The 18,609-nt window shown below is 54.4% G+C and carries 14 protein-coding genes; 11 read left to right on the top strand and 3 right to left on the bottom strand.

Annotated features, from left to right (window positions below; genetic code table 11):
* The first annotated feature begins 36 nt into the window (after window positions 1-36).
* The gene (locus tag AC6CHM_RS18930; RefSeq protein WP_498174065.1) at window positions 37-1,389 is read left to right on the top strand and encodes a formimidoylglutamate deiminase; all 1,353 of its coding nucleotides are present in this window, start codon (window positions 37-39) and stop codon (window positions 1,387-1,389) included.
* Window positions 1,390-1,605: 216 nt separating this feature from the next.
* Here AC6CHM_RS18930 and AC6CHM_RS18925 read toward each other — a convergent pair whose 3' ends face one another.
* The gene (locus AC6CHM_RS18925; RefSeq protein WP_336441968.1) at window positions 1,606-2,457 is read right to left on the bottom strand and encodes an IclR family transcriptional regulator; all 852 of its coding nucleotides are present in this window, start codon (window positions 2,455-2,457) and stop codon (window positions 1,606-1,608) included.
* 127 nt (window positions 2,458-2,584) lie between these two features.
* Between AC6CHM_RS18925 and AC6CHM_RS18920 the strand changes: the two genes are divergently transcribed.
* From AC6CHM_RS18920 to AC6CHM_RS18885, 8 genes are all read left to right on the top strand, one after another.
* Window positions 2,585-4,084 (top strand): M81 family metallopeptidase, encoded by a 1,500-nt coding sequence (locus AC6CHM_RS18920; protein ID WP_354345107.1) that lies wholly within the window; start codon window positions 2,585-2,587, stop codon window positions 4,082-4,084.
* A gap of 34 nt (window positions 4,085-4,118) precedes the next feature.
* Complete coding sequence (locus AC6CHM_RS18915) at window positions 4,119-5,726, top strand: ABC transporter substrate-binding protein (protein ID WP_498174062.1); 1,608 nt, start codon at window positions 4,119-4,121, stop codon at window positions 5,724-5,726.
* A gap of 90 nt (window positions 5,727-5,816) precedes the next feature.
* Complete coding sequence (locus tag AC6CHM_RS18910; RefSeq protein WP_115053728.1) at window positions 5,817-6,758, top strand: ABC transporter permease; 942 nt, start codon at window positions 5,817-5,819, stop codon at window positions 6,756-6,758.
* Window positions 6,759-6,844: 86 nt separating this feature from the next.
* A complete protein-coding gene (locus tag AC6CHM_RS18905) occupies window positions 6,845-7,639 on the top strand; it encodes an ABC transporter permease (RefSeq protein WP_370878668.1) in 795 nt (264 codons plus the stop codon).
* 1 nt (window position 7,640) lies between these two features.
* Complete coding sequence (locus tag AC6CHM_RS18900; protein WP_498174059.1) at window positions 7,641-9,287, top strand: ABC transporter ATP-binding protein; 1,647 nt, start codon at window positions 7,641-7,643, stop codon at window positions 9,285-9,287.
* Between the two features lie 59 nt (window positions 9,288-9,346).
* Window positions 9,347-10,528 (top strand): M20 aminoacylase family protein, encoded by a 1,182-nt coding sequence (locus AC6CHM_RS18895; RefSeq protein WP_498174057.1) that lies wholly within the window; start codon window positions 9,347-9,349, stop codon window positions 10,526-10,528.
* On the top strand, window positions 10,525-11,658 hold the full coding sequence (locus AC6CHM_RS18890) for a M20/M25/M40 family metallo-hydrolase (RefSeq protein WP_498174055.1): 1,134 nt from the start codon (window positions 10,525-10,527) through the stop codon (window positions 11,656-11,658). The genes AC6CHM_RS18895 and AC6CHM_RS18890 overlap by 4 nt, the downstream gene beginning before the upstream one ends.
* Window positions 11,659-11,676: 18 nt before the next feature.
* A complete protein-coding gene (locus AC6CHM_RS18885) occupies window positions 11,677-14,010 on the top strand; it encodes a penicillin acylase family protein (protein ID WP_498174053.1) in 2,334 nt (777 codons plus the stop codon).
* Between the two features lie 278 nt (window positions 14,011-14,288).
* On the opposite strand, the gene AC6CHM_RS18880 is transcribed toward AC6CHM_RS18885, so the two are convergent.
* Complete coding sequence (locus AC6CHM_RS18880) at window positions 14,289-15,272, bottom strand: TerC family protein (RefSeq protein ID WP_115053722.1); 984 nt, start codon at window positions 15,270-15,272, stop codon at window positions 14,289-14,291.
* Window positions 15,273-15,449: 177 nt separating this feature from the next.
* Window positions 15,450-16,358 (bottom strand): LysR family transcriptional regulator, encoded by a 909-nt coding sequence (locus tag AC6CHM_RS18875; RefSeq protein WP_115053721.1) that lies wholly within the window; start codon window positions 16,356-16,358, stop codon window positions 15,450-15,452.
* 108 nt (window positions 16,359-16,466) lie between these two features.
* Here AC6CHM_RS18875 and AC6CHM_RS18870 point away from each other — a divergent pair, with 108 nt between their 5' ends.
* Window positions 16,467-17,549: a 4-oxalomesaconate tautomerase gene (locus AC6CHM_RS18870; RefSeq protein ID WP_498174051.1), complete on the top strand. Its 1,083-nt coding sequence runs from the start codon at window positions 16,467-16,469 to the stop codon at window positions 17,547-17,549.
* A 55-nt stretch (window positions 17,550-17,604) separates the two neighbouring features.
* Window positions 17,605-18,606, top strand: a complete 1,002-nt coding sequence (locus AC6CHM_RS18865; RefSeq protein WP_498174049.1) for an ABC transporter substrate-binding protein — start codon at window positions 17,605-17,607, stop codon at window positions 18,604-18,606.
* Window positions 18,607-18,609 lie beyond the last annotated feature (3 nt).

Genomic DNA, 18,609 nt, shown 5'->3' with positions numbered 1-18,609 from the left:
CAAACGGTTTTTCTGTCGCTTCGGGAGGATTCACCATTGACGCATATATTTGCACAGGCAGCATTGACGACTTCCGGCTGGCAACAGAACGTCCGCATAAGTTTTGACAGCACTGGCATTACCGCTATGCAGCCGGACAGCGCTCCGCTTCCCGACGATGAGCGCCATTCGATCATTCTCCCCGGCATGCCAAATCTTCACAGCCACGCATTTCAGCGCGGCATGGCAGGACTTGCAGAAAGCCGCGGTCCTGGTGCCGATAGTTTTTGGAGCTGGCGCAATGTCATGTATCGCTTTGCTCTGACAATGACGCCCGAGCAGATGGAAGCAATCGCAGCGCAGCTTTATATGGAAATGCTGGAGGCGGGTTTTACACGTGTCGGCGAGTTCCATTACCTCCACCACGATATTGACGGGCGGCAATATGCAAATATTGCCGAGATGGGTGAGCGGATTGCAGCCGCTGCAAACGTGACGGGGATAGGACTTACCCTACTGCCTGTTTTCTACGCGCATTCCACGTTCGGCGGCGCTGCCCCCTCAGAGGGACAGCGCCGGTTCATCAACACACTGGACGCTTATGAAAAGCTTCATGCCGGATGCCAGCAGGCAGTCAAGGACTTGCCCGATGCGAAAGTCGGCGTAGCGCCCCATAGTCTGCGAGCAGTGACGCCGGATGAACTGGAAGCCGTGACGGCCATCGCTGGAAAAAATCCGAAACATATCCATGTCGCCGAACAGGTCAAGGAAGTGGAAGATTGCATCGCCTGGTCCGGTGCCCGTCCCGTCGAATGGCTGCTCCAAAATGCTGATCTGGACAAAAGCTGGTGTCTTATACACGCGACACATATGACAGATGACGAGACCCAAGCCATGGCCCGCAGCGGTGCAATTGCCGGTCTCTGCCCAATCACGGAAGCCAATCTGGGCGATGGAACATTTTCAGCACAATTATTCACGCAAGCGGGTGGTGGCTTCGGCATCGGTTCGGACTCAAATGTTCTGATAGGAATTGGCGACGAGCTGCGTCAGCTAGAATATTCGCAGCGTCTGGCGCATCGCTCGCGCAACGTGCTCGCACCAGCGGGCGGATCGACAGGCAGGGCGCTGTTCGACCACGCTGTCAGCGGCGGCGGAACTGCCCTCGGCGTCGAGACAGGCCTTGCCATTGGCAAACCCGCGGATTTCATCAGCATCCAGCTCCAGACGCCGGATCTGTTTTCCGGTGACGTTGCGTTGGACTCATGGATTTTTGCCAATGGTGCCAAAGTAGATTCGACTTGGGTAACGGGCATCAAGCAGGTTGATCACGGCCGCCACCGGCTTCGCGATCAGATCGAACACAAGTTCGGCAAAGTCATGAAAGAACTCATTTCGGCAAATCCGTAAAAGATATGCCTGCGGCCACTCCGTTTAGAACTTATGCCCTTCGCTCATCGCTCCGGGCAAACGTGGTCAGGCCCCGACTATTGCGTTTGCTGAGGAACCCGTCGAAAAGTACCAACCCGGCTGTTTTCCTCATGATGATCCTGTTTGATGGACGGTTTTGGAAGTGGTTGCTTTAGCCAGCAGACGCAGCAGAGCCGCCGACTATTGGGCATTGACCTATTCTTGAATCCCTTTTCGGATCCCGATGGGAGCTTTTTCCGAAACTGTTTGCGCCGCGTTTTGCACCAGCGGACCGAAGCTGTCACTGAAGCTTTCGGCCGTCCACTCTTGCAGACTTCCCGCGACGTGGATTGCGCCAATAGGAGCACCGCTCGAATCTCGTATCGGAGCGCCGATTGCCACTTCATGATTTAACAACTGCCTGCATAATACGGAATGCCCCCGCTCACGCGTGGCGTGGACATGCACCATAACTTCATCAAGAGTGCGGATGGTGTGACTGGTAAAAGGTGTCAAATCCGAGCGTTTCACAATGTCGGCGACCTTCTCGTCAGGGAGGAGCGATAGGATGGCAATGCCGCCCGCCGTGCAGTAAGTCGGAACCGCATGTCCAACAATGGTCGCGCTGAAGATTTCATGCTTTGAGGGCATGCGCAAAGCATAGACGACGCGCACATCGTCAAAGAGCGAAAGATCGACACGCTCACGGACACGGCGGCGTAGCTCCAACATGACGGGATTTGCGCGCTGGAGCATTGGGTTAAGTCGCAACAAATCGTGCGTCATGTCGAGCACACGCAGACCGGGCAGGTAGCCGCGATCCTCAGGATCGCGGGTGAGCATACCCAGCTTCAAGAGTGAGTGAACGATCCGTTGCGCAGCGCTGCGATCCACACCAGCAGCTGTCGCAACCTGACTGAGCGATAACGGATGACGCGCGCTCTGAAATGCTGACATGACAGCGACCGTTCTTGCGACCGAACGCATAAACAACGGATCGTCCTTGTAAGCTTCTCCTTCATCAGGGTCGAAACTGGATATGCCGCGAAGATCTCGAAATGTGGTCATGAAAAATCTCTAATCGACATTGGAGGATTGACAAGCATCAAAATTGGTTCCTATCATAAAAAACAATATAGATGTATCGCTGAGAGATACACATATCAACCCGAGGGGGCAAATCAAAAATGGGAGTATGCTCGTGTCAAAACGCGTGGCTGTCGCTGGCTTTTTGCATGAAACAAATACGTTTGCTGCGGCGCCGGCAACCATGGCAGCATTTGTTCAGGGTGGCGGATACATCCCCATCTCCCGTGGAAACGCGATTTTCGAGAATGCGCAGAATGTTAACCTCGGTATTGTCGGGGCATTGAACTTTGCGCAACAGGCCGGCTGGGAAATCGTGCCCATCCTGTGGGCAGGGGCAATCCCCTCCGCGCCGGTGACCAAAGACGCCTATGAAACAATCGTTTCCGAGATTGTCGAAGGGCTGCGCAATTGCGGGCCTCTGGATGGCATTTTTATCGATCTGCATGGCGCAATGGTTGCTGAGCACGTGGATGACGGCGAAGGCGAGCTTCTTGAACGGGTTCGTTCCATCCGCCCATCGGAACCGATTGCCGTCGCATTAGACCTGCATGGAAATATTACGCGGCGTATGTTCGACCTTTCGGATGTCATGGTCGGTTTTCGTACTTACCCGCACGTCGATATGGCCGAAACCGGTTATCGGTCGGCACAGGCTTTGCAGGCATTGATGGACAGGCCTGATGGCTGGCAGAAGGCGATGCGACAGGGCGACTATCTGATCCCGATTGCATGGCAGTGCACGCAGGAAGAACCCGCAAAAGGCCTATATGGCATGACGGTCGATCTGCCAGAGAATGTGCTGACGGCCTCGCTCTTCATGGGCTTCCCCGCTGCTGACTTTGCCGAATGCGGGCCTTCGGTCTTCGCCTATGGTTGGGACAAGCAGGCGGTAGATGCGTGCGCCGATAATATCATGACGGCTCTTTCGGCGGCTGAATCCTCTTTTGTCGGCACAGCCTATCAGCCAAAGGAGGGGATTGAAAAGGCGATTGAGCTGGCTCGGAGCGCCGTTCGCCCGGTCGTCATTGCGGATACTCAAGACAATCCCGGAGCGGGTGGCAGTTCGGATACGACCGGGATGCTTCGTGCACTTGTTGCCAGCGGCGCCGAACGTGCAGCCATTGGGTGTATCCACGACGCTGAAGCCGCAAGGCTTGCGCATCAAGCAGGCGAGGAGGCTGAGATCGAGATTTCGCTTGGCGGCAAATCAGGGATCGATAACGACGAGCCGTTCAAAGCCCGGTTCACCGTCGAGAAACTCTCTGACGGCAAGGTCCATGCAACAGGTCCCTATTATGGTGGCACATGGTTGGATATGGGTCCATCTGCCTGCCTTCGACTCGGCGGGACGCGTATCGTTGTTACGACCAATCTTGCCCAAATGGCAGATCGTGAACTTTATCGCATGGTTGGGATTCAACCAGAACAGGAAGCCATCCTCGTTAATAAAAGCTCCGTCCATTTTCGAGCCGACTTCGCACCAATCGCGGAAAAGCTTCTTGTCTGCATTGCCCCCGGTGCGATGCCGCTCAGCCCGGCGCAATTGCCGTGGAAGCGCTTGCGGGCGGGCATAAGGCTTGAGCCGCTCGGACAGGAATTCAACTAGAACAATAAGAACAACCTCCAGAGGAACTAAGTAGATGAAGTTTATCAGTTTTCACCAACCTAGCCCGACCCTTCGTAAACTAAAATATGGAATTGCAGCCTCACTGATCGCGCTTGGTACAAGCGCTGCATGGGCGGAAACAACGCTTACCGCAGTCATGCATTCAGACCTGCGCATCCTTGATCCGATCATCACCACAGCACATATCACCCGCGATCATGCTTACATGATTTACGACGTGCTGATCGCGGTCGATGAAAACTTCAAGCCACAGCCTCAGATGGCAGAATGGACCGTTTCGGACGATCGTAAGATCTATACATTCACACTGCGCGATGGTCTTAAATTCCACGATGGTGCGCCGGTAACAGCCGCTGACGCAGTGGCCTCGCTCGAGCGTTGGGCCAAGCGCGATGCTGGCGGTCAGCTTATCATGGATATTACGGAATCCCTGAAGGCGACCGATGATAAAACGCTGGTCTGGACACTCAAGGAGCCATTTGCCCCCTTCCTTGACACGCTTTCCAAACAGGCCGCCCTGCCTCCATTCATCATGCCCGCGCGCATCGCCGCAACGCCTGCCGATACCGCCATTACAGAGCATATTGGTTCCGGCCCATTCAAGTTTGTGCCGGCAGAGTTCCAGCCCGGCGTTGGCGTAAGCTATGTTAAAAACGAAGAGTATATACCGCGCAAGGAACCAGCCAATTGGATGGCAGGCGGTAAAGTCGTAAATGTAGACAAGGTTCGCTGGGTCACGATGACCGATGCGCAGACGGCGGTTAACGCTCTTGCAAGCGGTGAAGTCGACTACATGGAGCAGGTGCCCGTCGACCTGGTGTCGCTGTTTGAAGGCGATGACACGGTGGTTCTCGAACAGCGCGACCCGCTCGGCTATCAGACCATGGGGCGCCTCAACTTCAAGCATCCACCTTTTGACAATCCGGACATTCGCCGTGCAGCTTTTCTTGCCATGTCGCAGGAACCAGTGCTTGCCGCGCTTATGGCCGATCCCAAATATTACAGGGTTTGCGGTGCTATTTTCGGCTGCGGCACGCCTAATGCCACGAATGTCGGCGCTGACAGCATTGTCGGGAAAGGCAATATTGAAGAAGCAAAAGCACTGCTCAAGAAAGCCGGTTATGATGGAAAGCCGGTTGTACTGATGCAGCCAACAGACGTTTCCAGTCTCTCTCCTCAACCGGTTGTGGCAGCACAGCAGTTGCGTGCAGCTGGATTTACTGTGGACATGCAGCCAATGGACTGGCAGACGCTTGTCGGTCGTCGGGCCTCAAAGGATGAGCCCTCAAAGGGTGGCTGGAACATCTTCTTCACAAACTGGCAGATTCCGGAAATTGCCACACCGCTAAACTCCGTCATGCTCAATGGTCGCGGCGATCAGGGCTGGTTCGGTTGGCCGAAGGATGACAAGATCGAAGCGCTTAAGAAGGAATATATTGCCGGGAAAACACCGGAAGAGCAGAAAGCCGTTATTGAGAAAATCCAGGCCCATACGCTTGAGAACGTCCTCTATATTCCGCTTGGCGAATATAATCCGCCACAGGGCCGCCGTTCCAATGTCGTCGATATGCTCGGCTCTCCCGTCCCGGTGTTCTGGAACGTAAAAAAGAACGAAGAATAATCTGCCCGCCGCTATCGCGTTTGACGTGATGGCTCCCAATTCAATGCGGAACCGGTTCGGTATCGGTTCCGTCTCTCGCGGGACGCGCATATGGCTATCTACCTTTTAAAACGTATTTTTGCTCTTGTACCGGTGTTGCTGCTGGTATCGATTTTTGTCTTCCTCCTCCTGCGACTTACGCCGGGTGATCCGGCGGCAATTCTGGCAGGCGATGCCGCCACAAGCGAACAACTCGAACGCATTCGGGAGGCCATGGGGCTCAACAAACCCATCTTGACGCAATATTTCGTCTGGATGGGCAATATAATGCAGGGAGATCTTGGCGTCTCGCTGATATCAGGCGTTCCGGTGCTCGATCTGGTTTCGCAACGTATCGGCCCGACGATTTCCATAGCGGTTCTCACCATCATTATTGCTGTTCTCGCGGCAATTCCGATGGGTGTGATCGCAGCCTGGCGGCATCGTTCGTGGATTGATTATCTCGTCATGAGTTTTTCTGTTCTGGGCTTTTCCGTTCCAGTTTTTCTGGTTGGTTATGTGTTGCTGCTCATTTTTTCGGTCAATCTGGGTTGGCTTCCGGTTCAGGGTTTCAAACCAATTTCGTCGGGCTTTGGCAGTTTCATGGAGCGAGCCATATTGCCCGCACTGACACTGGCTTCGATCTATATCGCGCTCATCGCCCGCATGACCCGCGCGGCCATGTTGGATGTTTTGGGCGAGGATTACATTCGCACCGCACGGGCAAAAGGCGTCAGTGATCGTCGTCTCCTGTTCGTACATGCTTTGAAGAATGCAGCTGTGCCGGTCGTCACCATTATTGGCACCGGGTTCGCGCTACTCATTTCGGGCGTCGTGGTCACGGAAAGCATTTTCAATATTCCCGGTATCGGACGTCTGACGGTTGATGCGGTTCTGGCGCGCGACTATCCGGTCATTCAGGCCATGATCCTTTTGACGAGCGCGCTCTACGTCTTCGTCAATCTGTTGATCGATCTTTCCTACACATTGTTTGATCCAAGGATACGCTATTGATGGCCTCTGAACCGACATCGACTGGCATGCATTGGTTGCTGCGCCTGTTCTCGCTGCCGCGCGTTACACGCGTTGGTATCGGACCGATGATTGCGGGCGTTCTCCTTGCCGCAATTCTCATTCTCACCCTTGCCTCACCGTGGATCGCTCCGCATGATCCGCTGGCCATGAACCCGTTGATGCGGCTCAAGCCGCCTTCGGATGACTATTTGCTTGGCACTGATAATTACGGTCGTGATCTTTTCTCACGCATGATTCTCGGTGGGCGTATTTCCCTGTTGATAGGCCTTCTTGCTGCCGGAGCTTCAATTGGCGTGGGCATTCTCATCGGCTTGGTCGCTGGTTTTTTCCGCACTGCCGATGCGATCATCATGCGCATGATGGATGCGCTGATGGCAATGCCTTCCATTTTGATCGCCATCGCATTGGTCGCACTGAACGGGCCATCCATTGGCTCGGTGATCGTAGCAATTACCATTCCGGAAATTCCTCGCGTCGTGCGTCTGGTGCGGTCGGTAATCCTGAGTGCTCGCGAAGAGTCCTACGTCGAAGCCGCGCTGGCCCTTGGTTCGAGCACGCCAAAAATTCTTTTCCAGCATCTTCTGCCCAATACAATGGCTCCGCTTATCGTGCAGGGCACCTACATCGTCGCATCGGCAATTCTGACCGAAGCAATCCTATCGTTTCTCGGGGCAGGCATCAGCACCGAGATCCCGACATGGGGGAACATCATGGCCGAAGGCCGCCAGTTTTTCCGCATCAAACCGTCTATTGTGCTCTGGCCAGGGCTTCTGCTGACCCTCTGCGTCCTTTCAATCAATCTTCTGGGCGATGCGGCGCGCGATACGCTTGATCCGCGCCTGAAAAAGCGGGAGGGCTGAAATGGAATTGCGCAATCGTGATTTCACGACAGAACCGGTCGTGCTCGAAATTGAGAATCTCGTCGTGGCGCTACCCAGCGGCACACAGGTTCTTCGCAGCGTCAGCCTTGATATCCGTAAAGGCGAAACAGTTTGTCTCGTTGGCGAATCGGGCTCAGGCAAATCGGTGACCTCACTGACAGCCATGGGCCTTCTTCCCAAGAATGCTTTGTTGGTAAAAACGGGAGCAATTCGACTTGACGGCATTGACCTGCTGAAATTGTCTCCCGCCGATATGAAGAAGATGCGCGCCACACGCATTTCGATGATTTTTCAAGAGCCAATGACGGCGCTCAATCCGGTTATGCGGGTTGGTGAGCAGATCATGGAAGTTCTGGATATTCACACCAATTTGTCGGCCGACGCGAAACGCATCAAAGTCATCAATATTATGGAGCAGGTGCACCTGCCTGACGTTGAGCGCATCTATCAAAGCTTTCCGCACCAACTCTCGGGTGGTCAGCGTCAGCGCATCATGATTGCTATGGCGCTCATACTTGAGCCCGTGGTTTTGATCGCAGATGAGCCGACCACTGCGCTCGACGTGACAACGCAAAAGCAAATTCTGTCATTGATTGCCGAAATGCAGGCAAAACATGGCACGGCGGTTCTGTTCATCACGCATGACATGGGAGTGGTTGCCGAAATTGCCGACCGTGTCTGCGTTATGCACAATGGCGAAATCGTAGAACACGGCACGATTCGGCAAGTTCTGGCTTCACCGCAAAAACAATATACAAAAGACCTGCTTGGTTCGGTGCCAAGTCTCATTCCCCGACTGGCGCGCGCATCGCAAGGCGGCGAAGCTGTGATCCAGGTGCGCGATCTTGGCATGACTTATCGAAGCCGCGGTATTTTCATCACCAAGCCGGGTGTTCAAGCGTCACGCAACGTAACTTTCGAGCTTCCACGCGGACGCACGCTCGGGATTGTCGGCGAGTCCGGCTCCGGCAAAACCACTGTCGCTCGTTCGATCATGCGGTTGATTGAGCCGACAGAAGGCGAGATATTTGTCGGTGGACGCGACATTGCACATCTTGGCAAACGCGAAATGAAGCCGTTTCGCAAAAAACTGCAGGTTGTATTTCAGGACCCGTTCCGGTCGCTCAATCCGCGCTGGACTATTGAGCAAAGTCTGACGGAAGGGCCGCTCAACTACGATGTGCCTTACGAAGAAGCCGTGGCCGAGGCGAAACGTCTGTTGAAGATTGTCTCGCTGCCACTGGATGCTTTAAAGCGATATCCGCATCAATTTTCGGGCGGGCAGCGCCAGCGTATTGCCATTGCCAGGGCTGTTGCCCTCAGGCCCGACATTCTCGTGGCGGACGAAGCGGTCTCCGCGCTGGATGTTTCGATACAGGCACAGGTTCTTGATCTTCTCGCACAGCTTCAGAAGGATACCGGCATCGCCATTATTTTCATAACTCACGATCTGCGCGTCGCAGCACAGATATGTGATGACGTGCTGGTGATGAAACGCGGAGAGGTTGTCGAACATGGCAATGCTGCCGACGTGCTTGGCAATCCGTCGCATGAATATACGCGCTCATTGATTGAGGCGGCTCCCGGCCGCTTCTGGGATTTCGCGGCTGGACGTCCCACCGCCTGATCGAAGGGCCGCTGCTTGCGGCCCCGATTATCTTCAATGCTTCAAACAGGAACGAAATTATGCCCATCATACCGTTTATTGAGGAGAAGGCCGGCGAGATGCGCGCGGTTTTCGAAGACCTTCATCGTCATCCCGAAATTGGCTTTGAGGAGAACCACGCATCCAGCGTTGTCGCTGATCTTCTAAAGAAGTGGGGTTTCGATGAAGTTCACACCGATATTGCCAAGACTGGCGTCGTCGGCATTCTGAAAGGTCATAATCCTGGCAATCGCCGGATCGGCCTTCGAGCGGATATGGATGCACTGCCGATCGACGAGATTTCGGGCGTTGCCTATACATCGCAAAACCCAGGCCGTATGCACGCCTGCGGCCATGATGGTCATACGACGATGTTGCTGAGCGCAGCCCAATATCTGGCGGCTACCCGCAATTTCGAAGGCACGGCGGTTTTTGTATTTCAACCCGCTGAGGAAGGTCTTGGTGGTGCGCGTACCATGATCGCCGAAGGTCTGTTCGAGCGCTTTCCCTGCGACGAAATCTACGGAATGCACAATCAGCCATTAGGTACGCTCGGCAAAGCGCAGATACGCAAGGGTCCCGCCATGGCCGGGGCCAGCTTTTTCGACATCAAACTAACGGGAAAAGGCAGTCATGCGGCCCAGCCGCATAATTCACGTGACGTGCTGGTAATCGGCGCCGATCTTGTTGGTCAGATTCAGACCATCGTTTCGCGCAATATCCCCGCGACTGAAGCCTGCGTTGTTTCGTGCACCCAATTTCACACCGGCAGCGCCTATAATATCGTGCCGGAAGTCGCCACGATCACCGGTACGATCCGCTATTTCGAGCGTCACGTCTACGATGTGGCGGAAAGCCGCCTGAGAGAAATTTGCGCAGGCGTGGCAGCTGGTTACGGCGTGACCGTTGATGTCGATATTCGCAACGTCTTCGATGTTTTGCGTAATGATAACGAGCTTTCCGACGCCTATATCGCCGCTGCACGCGATGTGCTCGGCGAGGAAAATGTCAGCGATGACTGCCCAGCCTTTATGGGCAGCGAGGACTTCGCCGATATGCTCGCCCGGGTGCCAGGTGCTTACATTAACGTGCAGCACGCCGGCAAGGCCGCCTTGCACAATCCGGCATTTACACTCGAACCGGAAGTGCTTCCGATTGGCGCGTCTATCTATGCTCGGATCGTGGAAACCCGCTTGTCTGTTAACAAGGAATTGGCTGCATGAGCGCGTTTGAACTTCCATTTGACCTTGATGACATGATTGCGCGTTTGCGCCCCTGGATCGAAACCGAAAGCCCGACTTTCGATGCAGCGGCGGTCAATCGAATGGTGGACATTGCCGCCTATGACTTTGCTGCTGCAGGTGCCAGCGTTGAATTCATTCCGGGGCGAATGGGATTTGGCGGGTCTTTGCGCGCAAGGTTTCCGCACGAACATCATGGCAAGCCCGGCATTCTGGTGTCAGGGCATCTCGATACCGTCCATCCGCTTGGCGTCATTGATGTAAATCCGTTTCGCCGGGATGATGGCAAGATTTACGGCCCTGGCATCCAGGATATGAAGGGTGGCAATTTCGTTGCGCTTGAGGCCATGCGTCAGATTGCAAAAAACGGGCTCGCAACCAAGCTTCCTGTCACCTTTCTGTTGACGCCCGACGAAGAGGTGGGAACGCCTTCCACGCGTGATCTGATTGAGCAGGAAGCGCTCAAGAACAAATATGTTCTGGTGCCGGAACCCGCACGGCGTGATGGTGGCGCCGTCGTGGGGCGCTATGCCATTGCGCGCTACAATCTCGAAACTATTGGCAGGCCAAGTCATGCTGGCTGGCTGCTCAAGGAAGGACGCTCAGCCATCCGCCGCATGGCCGAAAAGATCATCGAGATCGAAGCACTCACGACGGAAGATTGTACATTCTCTGTCGGTGTTATTCAGGCCGGGCAATGGGTCAATTGCGTTTCATCAAGCTGCAAAGCCGAGGCGCTCAGCATGGCGAAAACCCAAAAGGATCTCGAAGAGGGTGTTTCACGTATCATGGCTCTTGCGGGCGCGAAAGATGATGTGGAACTGATCGTCACGCGCGGGGTGACGCGGCCAGTTTGGGAGCCCGGGCAGCCGCAAGATATGCAGCTTTTCAACTTCGCTAATGATATTGCGAAAGAGGTCGGATTTACCATGACGGCCCAAAGCTCGGGTGGCGGTTCCGATGGAAACTTTACCGGCGCGCTCGGTGTGCCGACACTTGATTCCATCGGCGTGCGTGGTGATGGTCTGCACACCTTGGGCGAGCATATCTTCGAAGCCAGTCTGATCGAGCGCGCGCGTCTTCACGCAGGCTTGTTCCTGCGGCTGGAATAAGGCGCAACGGGTCCTACCATGTCTGATGCAAGCCGACTGACCAAAGCCCAGATTCCGGGCCTGAAGGATGACGCTACTATTAATGTGGATCAGTGGGGGGTGGCTCATATCAGAGCCAGCAACCTTCACGATCTCTTTGTTGCGCAAGGCTGGAATGCTGCGCGAGATCGTCTCTGGCAGATCGACACAGCCCGCAAACGCGGGCTGGGTCTGCTGGCGCGTGATTTTGGCCCAGGCTATCTGGAGCAGGACAGGGCAGCTCGGTTGTTGCTTTACCGCGGCGACATGGCGGCCGAATGGCGAGCTTACGGGCAGGATTCTGAAGAAATCTGCACTGCATTTGCGAGCGGTATCAATGCTTATGTCGATGCCTGCAATGCAGGCTCGATAGCGCTTCCGCCAGAGTTCCTATTGCTTGGTCATCGGCCAGAACACTGGAAGGCGGAAGATGTTGTGCGGGTGCGCACCCATTCGCTGACGCGCAATGCATCCTCCGAACTTTTACGCTCCAAAGTCATGGCTGCTGCGGGCGTTGAGCTTGGCGCAAAGCTCGACATGCTTCGCAAGGATTTGTCCCACGGCATTGTGCCCAAGCCGGTCGAAGGCTTTGACCCGGCAATTATGACGGACAGGGTGCTACGTGATTTCAACCTTGCCATCAGCCCCGCGACATTTTCAAAAGAGCGGCTGGCTGCCACATTGGATGAGGCAGCCCTTTGGACGACAGTGGCTCCGACTGGCGATATTGTTCGCGCTTCTTTTGAAGAGGGCTCCAACAACTGGGCCATATCGGCGGAGAAAACCACAACCGGTCGCCCTATACTCGCTCTCGATCCGCATCGCACACATAGTTTGCCATCCATACGATATGTCGTTCACCTGACCATGCCGGGTCTAGACGTGATCGGTGCAGGCGAGCCGATGGTTCCTGGAATATCGATGGGGCATAATGGCAAGATCGCCTTCGGTCTTACCATTTTCGGTGCAGACCAAGAGGATATCTATGTCTATCAGACGAAGAAAGATGATCCTGATCAATATGCCTACGCAGACGATTGGGAACAGGTCGAAACCATCACCGAGACAATTCCCGTCAAAGGATACCCCGATCAAAAAGTCGAATTAAAGTTCACCCGCCATGGTCCGATCATCTACCAGGATGAAAAAAACCATCGCGCTTTCGGCTTGCGAACTGTTTGGATGGACGCGGGCATGGCGCCCTATATGGCTAGCCTCTCCGTGATGAAAGCGACGAACTACACGGAATATTCCAGCACGCTGGAAGGCTGGGGCTGCCCTTCCGTCAATCATATTTATGCTGATACGGCCAACACAATTGCATGGAAGCCGTCTGGTGCCACGCCAGTTCGCAACAATTGGGATGGCTTGCTTCCAGTTCCTGGCGATGGGCGATTTGAATGGAATGGCTATCTGTCACCGCAATCGGGGCCCTTGGAGATTAACCCTTCACGCGGTTTTATAGCGACCGCCAATGCTATGAATGTACCGGTCACTTGGACCGCATCCAATCCAGCTATCGGCTATGAGTGGCTCGACAGCAGCAGGCACGACACGCTCCACAATGAGCTTTCCCGCAGCGAGCCGATTTCCCTCGAAGATTGCGTAGCGCTTCAGAGTTCAACGCGGTCACCGATTGCCGTCCGCGTGTTGAAGCGAGTCCAACGAGTATTTGGCAATGACAATAATGAACAGGCGTGGCGGCTTCTGCAGAATTGGGATGGCGATCTGGCTGCACATTCCGCGCCCGCAGCAATTTTTGAGATATGGTTCAGCAAGCATCTCGGTCCTCTTGTCGCTCGACTGGCAGGGGCCGCACCGGAAATTATTCCGTTGTTAATGCCATTTGATGCACCAAGCATTGCTTCGTGGCTGGAAAAAGCGCCGGATAGTCCCGAGATTGCTAAAGCCCTTCGCCAAAGCCTTAGAGATGCTTGGACGGAATATACTGCTTTGGGGGAAGCGGGCGCCGCGAACCCTCCGTGGGGTTCCATCCATAGGCTTCACTTGCGCCATCCTCTACAGGCGCTCACGGACAAAGAGTGGTCAACTGGGCCAATCGCCTTGGGCGGGAGCAGTTCCACGCTTAACTATGCCACTTACCGATTGAACGACTTCTCAGTCATCTCAGGGCCGTCGGTTCGAATGGTCATCGATGTTGGGGCGTGGGACAACAGTTTTTTCGTCAATAATCCAGGACAATCAGGATTGCCAGATTCTCCGCATTATATCGATCTCTTGAAGCCATGGCATGCCGGGCACCCTGTTCCATTATTGTACTCGGCAGAACAAATAGACAGAGTGACTACAGTGACAATATTGTTGAGTGCTTGAGGCGGATGTGGACATAGCCGGCTGCCAATGCACCAACAGCCGGCTCCATGCGACTTGCTCCTGCTATAGCGAAAATATAATTCCCAGGGCGAAGTTTATGAGCTTCCCCATAATAGCAGCCAGATCATGTAAAAGCCGCCAAGGCTGACGGTGCTGATGCCCACGGGAAGGCTGAAGGGATTGAACAGGTGCTGGACGAGATCAGGCAAGAGGTGGGGGCATAACGCCCCCTCCCGCAATTTGCATCGCTCAAAGCCTGCTCGAGGCTTGGTCGCTCGTCATACTTCAACCTCATCCTTGCGGGTCTTGACCAGGCTCCAGACCACTCCGCCGGCTATGATCGCGAAGGTGACACCCAGCGACAGCGCGGCAGGAAACTTTTCAAGGCCCAGCATATCAGCGACGAAAACCTTCGAACCGATGAAAATCAGAACCAGAGCAAGGGCTGGTTTGAGATAGCGGAAGCGGTGAATCATTGCCGCAAGAGCAAAATAAAGCGCGCGCAACCCCAGGATGGCGAAGATATTGGACGTATAGACTAGGAACGGGTCAGTGGTGATGGCGAAGATGGCTGGTACCGAGTCAACGGCAAAGATCACATCGGCAACCTCGACCAGAACAAGCGCCATGAACAGCGGCGTAATGAACCAGATCAGCTTGCCCGTCTTGGGGTCCGCCTGCCGCACGAAGAAATGTTCGCCATGATGGGTTTCGGTCACGTTGAACCGGCGGCGCATGAAGCGGACCAGCGCATTATTGGCAATGTCAGGCTCGGATTCTTCCATAACCAGCATTTTCAGGCCGGTGAAGATCAGGAAAGCCGCAAAGATATAAAGCAACCACGCAAATTCAGCAACGAGCGTTGCACCAACGCCGATCATGATGGCGCGCAGCACGATGACGCCGAGAATACCCCAGAACAAGACCCGGTGCTGATAGAGACGGGGGACGGCAAAGAAGGAGAAAATCAGGGCGATAACAAAGACATTGTCCAGCGCTAGCGTCTTTTCGACGACGAAGCCCGTTATATAGGCCATACCCGCATCAGCACCGATATACCACCAGACCCACCCGCCGAAAGCGAGGCCGAGGGAAATATAAAGAACAGAGAGCTTCAAGCTCTCAACCACATTGATCTCCTTGTTTTCCTTGTGAAGAACGCCGAGATCGAATGCCAGTATAGCGAGAACGAGGCCAAAAAAGCTTAGCCACATCCAGACCGGCTTACCCAGCCAGTCGATGAACAAAAAATCGAATTCCATTGAGGATTTCTCCACCGGCGTGCGTTGTCGGGAAACGGTCCGACATCACAAGTTCGCCGGGGCACTTGCCAGAGGGGCCCGGACCAGCGGGTTGGGGGAGAGTTAGGCGGCCGCAGTTCCCGATTCAAGGGCAGGAGGCAGAGAAATTTTCTATTGCGTGCAACTGCTCGCAACGGGCTATGGGGTGTTAGGGTCAGCCCAAGTACCGATAAGGAGCGTCATAAACCTCTCAGCAGCGGGTGACAGCGTTCCGCCTCGTCGACGTACAATGCCTATTGTTCGGGATATCTCTGGATTGCGGATTGGTCTTGTAACCAAAAAGGGATGTTCTTCCTGAGGTGTCGCCAATTTTGGCAAGACGGAAATTCCAAGCCCGGCTTCAACCAGCCCAAGCGATGTCGACAAATGCGTCACCTCATAGGACCAGCGAAGCTTGAGATTGGATTTGGCAAGGGCTGCATCCAGCAAGGTTCGATTGCCGCTGGACCTGTGAACCGTGATCAACTGGTACGGCGTCAGGTCACCCCACTCCAATTCGGTTTTTGCCGCCAGCGGATGATCGTTGCGCGCAGCGAGCACGAATGGGTCTTCTATCAGGCGCTCAAAGATGAGATCGGGATCGGATAACCCCATAATATTTATACCAAACTCAACTTCTCCCCGCGCAACTGCCTGCAATCCATCGGTGGCGGTCAGGTCGAGGATTCGAAAACGAATATGCGGATACTCCGAGTTGAACTGCTTGATTACCGTGGGAAGAAAGTAAAACGCGGCTGTCGGAAGACATGCAATGGTCACCAATCCACTACGCTGCGATCCCGTATCCCGAACTGCGAAAAGCGAGGTGTCGAACTCCTCCAGCATTCTGCGCACAAGCGGGATGAGTTCAGCGCCAAGTGCAGTTGTTGAAACGTGCCGCGTCGTACGTTCCAGCAGTGGCCCCCCAATCGCCTGCTCGAGTTTTTGAATGCGCCGGCTCAATGCAGGTTGAGACAGATTGAGCGCCTCAGCCGAGCGATGGAAGTTCTCCAGTTCGACAACAGCCAGGAAAGCACGCAAGTCCAGAATTTCGCAATTAATGCTCATAACGCATCATTCCCTCGGATTTTCGCATTTCACATATCAATCATGATACCGTTTACTGGAACAAATAAGGCCATTGATACCTAAATCACATCGGTAGGTGATGCAATAATGAACGACCTGATGTCCATTCCCTGTGTTCTCATGCGGGGCGGCACCTCAAAAGGACCCTTCTTCCTTTCGTCAGACCTGCCTTCCAATAGCGCAGAGCGTGATGTGATTCTTCTGTCTTTAATGGGCTCCGGACATCCACTTCAAATCGACGGGATAGGGGGCGGCAATCCGGTCACAAGCAAGGTGGCCATTGTCGGACCCTCCAGCATTGCTGGCGCGGATGTCGATTATCTGTTTGCGCAAATTCGGATTGATCAGCAATTGGTCGATACCTCGCCAAATTGCGGGAATATGTTGGCAGCCGTTGGACCCTTTGCGATTGAGGCGGGGCTCGTAGCGGCGACAGGGCCTTTGACTCGCGTCAGAATTCACAATGTGAATACCGGCAAGTTGATCGAAGCGGAGGTTCCAACCCCCGGTGGAAAGGTTGCTTATCTCGGAGATGCGGCAATCGACGGCGTTCCCGGACTGGCGGCGCCGATCGCGTTGACTTTTATGGATGCAGCCGGTGCTCGAACGGGAAAACTCTTCCCCACGGGAAACGCACGTGATCGCATCGATGGTGTCGACGTTACCTGTATTGATTGCGCCATGCCTATGGTGCTGGTTGAGGCTGAAGCAGTCGGAGTATGCGGATATGAAACGGCGGCCGATCTCAACAGCAATGACGCCTTGCTGAAACGGCTGAAGCATTTGCGGCTCGAAGCTGGCCGGCTCATGGGAATGGGAGATGTTAGCAATCAGGTCACGCCAAAGCCGGTATTGATTTCCAAACCGAGAAATGGCGGAGATCTCAATGTCCGTTATTTCATGCCGGACGAATGTCATCCATCCCTGGCGACGACGGGTGCCGTTGGCATTGCAACCGCATGCATTAGTGAAGGTACGATCGCATCATCGCTGATCGGCAAACACACCCCGCCAGTGATCCTCAGCCTGGAACATCCAAGTGGTCACCTGGACGTAAAACTGGATTCCCGCGAAGGAAAGGTCGTGGCAGGAATACTTAGAACAGCGCGGAGACTATTCGAAGGACATGTCTTTGCAAAGCCGCTCGGCAGCATCGTTCGCGCGGCATAATTTGAAATGGCTACCGGGAGGGTAGCCAAACAACATTACAATCGGAGGAAACATCATGCGTAAACTCGTGCTCGCGCTTGCGGCAACCGTGGCTTTTGCTGGAACGGCTCTCGCCGAACCCGTTCGCATCAGCGTCGGATCCTATAATCTCAACAATCTGCCTTTTCCGGTAGCGGCTGGGTTGGGTCTCTATGAAAAAGAGGGCCTTGAGGTAACTGTTGAGAATTTTGCCTCCGGTGGATCGAAGACGCTCCAGGCGCTTGTCGCGGGCTCAACCGATATCGCCGTTGGCTTCTACGACCATACGATCCAGATGCAGTCGCAGAACAAGGCAGTCGTCGGTTTCGTGCTTCTGGCACGCAATTCAGGCCTCGTTCTTGCCGGAGGAAAAAACGCCACTTTCGATCCGGCCAAGCCCGAAACGATCAAAGGAGCCAAAATCGGCATCACCGCCCCGGGCTCATCATCAGACTTTTTCGTTCGTTACTATTTACAGCGTCACAAACTGTCGGCGGATGATGTTTCGCTGATCGGCGTCGGTTCCGGTTCGGCTGCTGTTGCGGCGCTGGAACAGGGCAAGGTCGACCTGCTGGTCAATTACGATCCGGCGGCGACATTCATCGAAGCCAAGGGTGTCGGCAAGATTCTGATCGATGCCCGTAGCGATGAAGGTGCCAAGGAAATCTACGGCGGAATTTATCCCACATCGGTACTCTATGCCACGCAGTCTTACATCGACGAAAACCCTGAAACGATCCAGAAGGTCACGAATGCGACCGTTGCAGCACTGGAATGGATGAACAAACACAGCGCTGAGGATATCGTTGAGAAGCTTCCCAAAGAGTTCATTTCCGGAGATCGGGAAACCTATGTGAAGGCAGTCCAGAATGCCAAGCCCATCTTCTCGGTTGGTGGCAAATTCAACGATACAGACGTTCAAACGCCGTTGGCTGTCCTCAAAAGCTTCAATGAGAAAGTAGCCAATACAACCATCGATCTTTCTAAAACCTACACGAATGATTTCGTGAACAAGGTGACTGGCAAGACCACTAACTGATCC

It is taken from the genome of Phyllobacterium sp. GQ127 (assembly GCF_059758635.1).
This window is presented reverse-complemented; position numbering and strand designations above follow the sequence as displayed.